This is a genomic window from Daejeonella sp. (assembly GCF_044348475.1).
GTDB lineage: Bacteria > Bacteroidota > Bacteroidia > Sphingobacteriales > Sphingobacteriaceae > Daejeonella.
Genome location: NZ_JBIKSU010000113.1, coordinates 1 through 5,037, shown reverse-complemented (window position 1 = coordinate 5,037; position 5,037 = coordinate 1). Strand labels below are relative to the sequence as shown.

General features: G+C 35.7%; 5 protein-coding genes. 4 read left to right on the top strand and 1 reads right to left on the bottom strand.

What is annotated here, in order from left to right:
• From ACIQZ6_RS11850 to ACIQZ6_RS11835, 4 genes are all read left to right on the top strand, one after another.
• Positions 1 to 1,983, top strand: a 1,983-nt coding sequence (locus ACIQZ6_RS11850; RefSeq protein WP_395811361.1) for a TonB-dependent receptor, incomplete at its 5' end; no start/stop codon positions are given.
• A gap of 29 nt (positions 1,984 to 2,012) precedes the next feature.
• Positions 2,013 to 2,648 carry a thiamine phosphate synthase gene (locus tag ACIQZ6_RS11845; RefSeq protein ID WP_395811359.1) on the top strand — a complete coding sequence of 212 codons (636 nt, stop codon included), beginning with the start codon at positions 2,013 to 2,015 and terminating at the stop codon, positions 2,646 to 2,648.
• Between the two features lie 540 nt (positions 2,649 to 3,188).
• A complete protein-coding gene (locus tag ACIQZ6_RS11840; RefSeq protein WP_395811357.1) occupies positions 3,189 to 3,755 on the top strand; it encodes a thiamine pyrophosphokinase in 567 nt (188 codons plus the stop codon).
• A 1-nt stretch (position 3,756) separates the two neighbouring features.
• Positions 3,757 to 4,245: a GNAT family N-acetyltransferase gene (locus ACIQZ6_RS11835; protein ID WP_395811355.1), complete on the top strand. Its 489-nt coding sequence runs from the start codon at positions 3,757 to 3,759 to the stop codon at positions 4,243 to 4,245.
• 438 nt (positions 4,246 to 4,683) lie between these two features.
• Here ACIQZ6_RS11835 and ACIQZ6_RS11830 read toward each other — a convergent pair.
• Positions 4,684 to 5,037: M28 family peptidase (locus ACIQZ6_RS11830; protein ID WP_395811353.1), on the bottom strand; the 354-nt coding region annotated here is incomplete at its 5' end.

The following is a 5,037-nucleotide window of genomic DNA, read 5'->3' as shown; positions in this document are numbered from 1 at the left end:
CTAGAAAAGAATAATCTGGGTCAAGATCTGCCATTTCTGCTCAATCAGACTCCCTCAGTAGTGGTAAGCTCTGATGCAGGAAATGGGGTTGGTTATACCGGTATTCGCATCCGCGGAAGCGACCCAACCCGTTTAAATGTAACAATCAATGGAATTCCATACAATGACCCCGAAAGCCAAGGAACCTTTTGGGTAAATCTTCCTGATTTTGCATCCTCAGTTGATAATATTCAAATTCAGCGCGGTGTTGGTACCTCTACAAATGGAGCAGGAGCCTTTGGAGGAAGTTTAAATATTCAGACAACAATCAAAAGAGATTCGGCCTATGCAGAACTGAATAACACTTTTGGATCCTATCAGACTATAAAAAATACAGTCAATGCAGGCACCGGACTAATCCATAATAAATTCAGTTTTGACGGAAGGCTATCCAGGATTCAGTCGGATGGTTACATAGACCGTGGTTCATCTATGCTGAAATCATACTTTTTAAGTGCTGCCTATTATGGTAAAAAAGACCTACTTCGCGTTAATGTGTTCTCAGGCTCCGAAAAAACATATCAGGCATGGAATGGTGTTCCACAGAATTTGCTAAAAACCAATCGAACCTTTAATAATTTTACCTATGATGACCAAACAGATAATTATGTTCAGGATCATTATCAACTTTTATACTCCCATACATTTTCATCTGTTTTATCAGCCAATACTGCGTTGCATTATACCAAAGGCCGTGGCTATTATGAAGAATTTAAGGAAGATCAAAATCTTGCTAATTATGGTATCTCACCATTCCCAACAAGTGGAATTGCCATCTACAAAAGTGATCTGGTAAGGCGGCGCTGGCTTGACAATAATTTCTATGGTTTAACCTATTCATTAAACTACAGCCCAGCGGGGAACATTAGCTATACTCTTGGCGGGGCCTATAATGAATATGATGGAGATCATTTCGGAGAAGTGATCAGAGGGCAATTCATTCCGATTGGAAACAGCCTAACACCTTATTACAAAGGCAATGGTTTCAAAACTGACTTCAATTCGTTTGCCAAAGCTGAGTTTAACATTGGAAGTTTAAGCCTGTTTGCTGACCTTCAATTCAGAAGCGTTAATTACAAAGTGAATGGTACCGATAAAAATAGGATGAGCCTTGATCAGTTTGATCAGCTGAGTTTTTTCAACCCTAAGCTAGGTTTCAATTACAAATTAAACCAGAAAAATAATATCTACGCATCTATAGCAATTGCTAACAAAGAGCCCAATCGTGATGATTATATAAATTCAAGCATTTCGAACAGACCATCTGCAGAAAGTTTACTAAATATTGAAACTGGCTACAGGCATAGGAATGAAAATTTCATTGCCGGAATTAATGCGTATGCCATGTATTATAAGGATCAGTTGGTTTTAACAGGAAAGGTGAATGATGTAGGTGAGTATATCCGCCAGAATGTTGAAAAAAGCTATCGATACGGATTGGAGATAGATACTAAAGCACAGATAAACAATCTTTTATCTTGGAGTATAACCACATCTTTAAGTGCAAACAGAATCAAAAATTTTACTGAGTATTCAGATGATTATGACAATGGCGGACAAATCATAAGCAATTATGAAAACACTGCTCTTGCCTTTTCGCCATCATTTATAGGCTCAAATGAATTCAGTTTTCTGCCATTCAAAAAAACAGAAATTGCTTTAATAAGCAAATATGTATCTGAGCAATTCCTTGACAATACATCTAATTCACAACGCAAACTGGATGCCTTCTTTGTGAACGATCTGCGTTTAAGATACAATACTTCATTCAAAGGATTAAAAAATATTGGATTAACGCTTTTGGTTAATAATATATTCTCTGAACTATATGAAGCCAACGGATATACCTTCAGCTACATGTATGGAGGAGATTTTACAACTGAAAATTTCTATTACCCTCAAGCAACCCGAAATTTTCTACTTTCATTGAGCTTAAAATTTTAACCCCGGGCTTGATCCGGGAACATTTACCTATGAAAAAATACATCTCTAAATTTCACTATCTGACACAGGATTTGCCGCATCGAACTCATATTGAACAAACAGAAATAGCCTGTAAAGCAGGGGCAAACTGGATTCAATATCGTTGTTTTTCAAAGGCTGATGAAGATCTTATCCAAGAAATACATCAGATAGCCTCTATTTGCGATGATTGGGGGGCCACCCTGATTCTCACAGATCATTATCACTTGCTCAACCAAGTAGATGCGCAAGGAGTTCATATTGAAGATATGCATACCAACTTTGCTGCAATTCGTGAAATAATTAGTGACGAAAAAACATTGGGAGCCTCTGCCAATACACTAGTAGATATTCAAAGAATAAATGCTTCAGGGGTGGTAGATTATGCAGGATGCGGGCCATTTGCTGTCACAAAAACAAAACCGAATGATTATCCACTGCTGGGAATTGACGGCTACAAGAAAATTACAGATACCATGGCAGAATTAGGAATAAACCTGCCATTGATAGCCGTTGGAGGCATTAATTTGGAAGATACTGAAGCCCTAGTAAACTCCGGAATTTATGGAATAGCAGTTTCTGCAGCCGTAAACTCTTCAGATTTGCCTGGAAAAATGATCAGAGAGTTTTACAAAAAAATCTATTAAAATGAATCAAGGTTCAAAGAGCAAAGATTAAAGTAATTGAATTCGATATATAAATATGGAAAGATTAAAATTTAACCACATAGATTTACATTATGCTTTAAAGGAAACATAGAATATAAATCACATAGATTGAAGCAAGCTTCAAGACTATCTGTTTCTAAAATATAGATTAGAAGCTATAAAATACTATGTTTCTATGTGGTTTTTAAAATGGATCAAGGTTTAAAGAGCAAAGATTAAAATTTAACCACATAGATTGACTTACATTATGTTTAAAAGGAAACATAGATTGTAAATCACATAGATTGAAGCAAAACTTCAAGACTATCTGTATCTAAAATATAGATTAGAAGCTATAAAATGCTATGTTTCTATGTAGTTTTTAAAATGTTGTTTCGAGTTCAAATTAATTAATACCCCGAAAACAGACCATTCAACCAATAACCGTAATCCGAACTGGATTTGTCTTGGTTCTTGGTTACTTGTTCTTTCTTCATCGTTCTTTCCTCTTTTTTTTTAAAAAATATCTAAGTTTGATTCATGTCATCACATCACATAGTTCGCGAGAAACAGGAGCCAGCTTTACTGATCATGAGCCTTGATGGCTTTGAGAATGAAAATCTAGGACAGATACTGGAATGGAGCCCAACGGTTATGGTGCATGAGGCTATTTACGAACTCGTTGATTCGATGGCATTAAAAGTTGATGCGGTAGTAACAAAAGATCTACATTTTAATACACAAGAAAGTACCAGGCTCATACTAACAGACACTGAACCACTTCAGGACGCACTGAAATTTCTGGTTGCTGAGCAATACCCAGCGGTAAATATTATTACCAATCAGTTTGTTTTAAAAGACTATGTCCTGTTTGTAGATGATCTGGATATTGTGGTATTCATTGGAAATAAAAAAATATTCCCGGTACGATCTGGCTTTAGCAAATGGCAACCTGCCGGCGAAGAAATACAATTACTTCATGAGGTTCATAACCTTCAAACAAGCGGATTAAGAAATGTGGGAGATCATATAATGGAAACAGAAAAAGATGGTTTCTATTCCCTGAATTTTGAACAGCCCTTTATTTTTATTTCAGAATCTATTTAACATGATTATCAGACAAGCAACAGATTCTGACATTCAGGCGATCAACGAACTTGCCGAAAAAATATGGTGGCCAAGCTACCGGAATATTATTTCTGATGAACAAATCAGTTTTATGCTGAACGATATGTATTCTTCAGAAAGCTTAAGGGAACAAATGAATTCAGGAATTGAATTCCTGCTAGTTGAAAGAGACAAACTCCCGCTTGCTTTTGCTGGATTTTCTGAGACTGATACCAAGAATCAGGTCTTTAAGCTTCATAAGCTCTATGTTTTGCCAACAGAACAGGGCCAGGGAACTGGAAGAAAATTAATTGAACAGGTTTCCTCCTTAGCCAAAGCAAAGGGTGGAAAAATTCTTGAATTAAACGTAAACAGAGGCAATCCGGCACATCATTTTTATAGTAGGATTGGTTTTGATATCTACCAAACTTTAGATATCAATTACCATCATTTTGTATTGAATGATTATGTGATGAGGAAGAAATTGTAAGCTAGTCATCTAGATGAAAATCAGAATCATAATTTAGACTTTTTCTCATAGGTGTCATTCTGATGAAAATCAGCATCGGCCTTTATTTTTTTTATAAGGGTTGATCTTGAGTAATGAACAGAAAAATGATGCTTAAAATAAACTTCAAAGAATTAATTAAAATAGCGTTGCAAAATGAGGAACATGCAGATTAGCATCATAATCGAAAAAGCAGAGTTAATTACTATTACTATCTTATTACTTGATTTAATTGCATTGAAAATCATGCGAAATATTACGAAACCAATAACAATAAACAGAATAAGTACCTTCCAACGAAAAGGAGGCCAAGGTAAATAGGCGAATAAAAATGGTAAAATGCCAAGAAATACAAAAATGAATATCCACTGTTTAATTTTCATAATTACGATATAACTATGTGATGAGAAAGAATCTAAATTAAGGTCTGCTGTTTAATTTTGGGATCCTTTTTGGTGTATCAGTTCCTGCAACAATGCTTCTTGCACTTAATGCGATAGCCTTTATAGTAGCCCAGATATTGGATACAGCAAGTGTTTCAAATTCATCATTTACAGTATGATAGAACTTATCTATATCAATTTCATCGGTTGAGATGGTATGTGCCGGAACTCCCAGGGCTGCAAGTGTTGCATTATCACTGCGATAAAACAAATTTTGCGTTGGGTAAGGATCTGGATGAAATTTAAAATCGGTTCCTTCCAGGTTTTTCTGAAGTATTTCGCCAAAGTCTGATCGTTCGTATCCTGTTATAAATGCAGCATTCTTACCAAA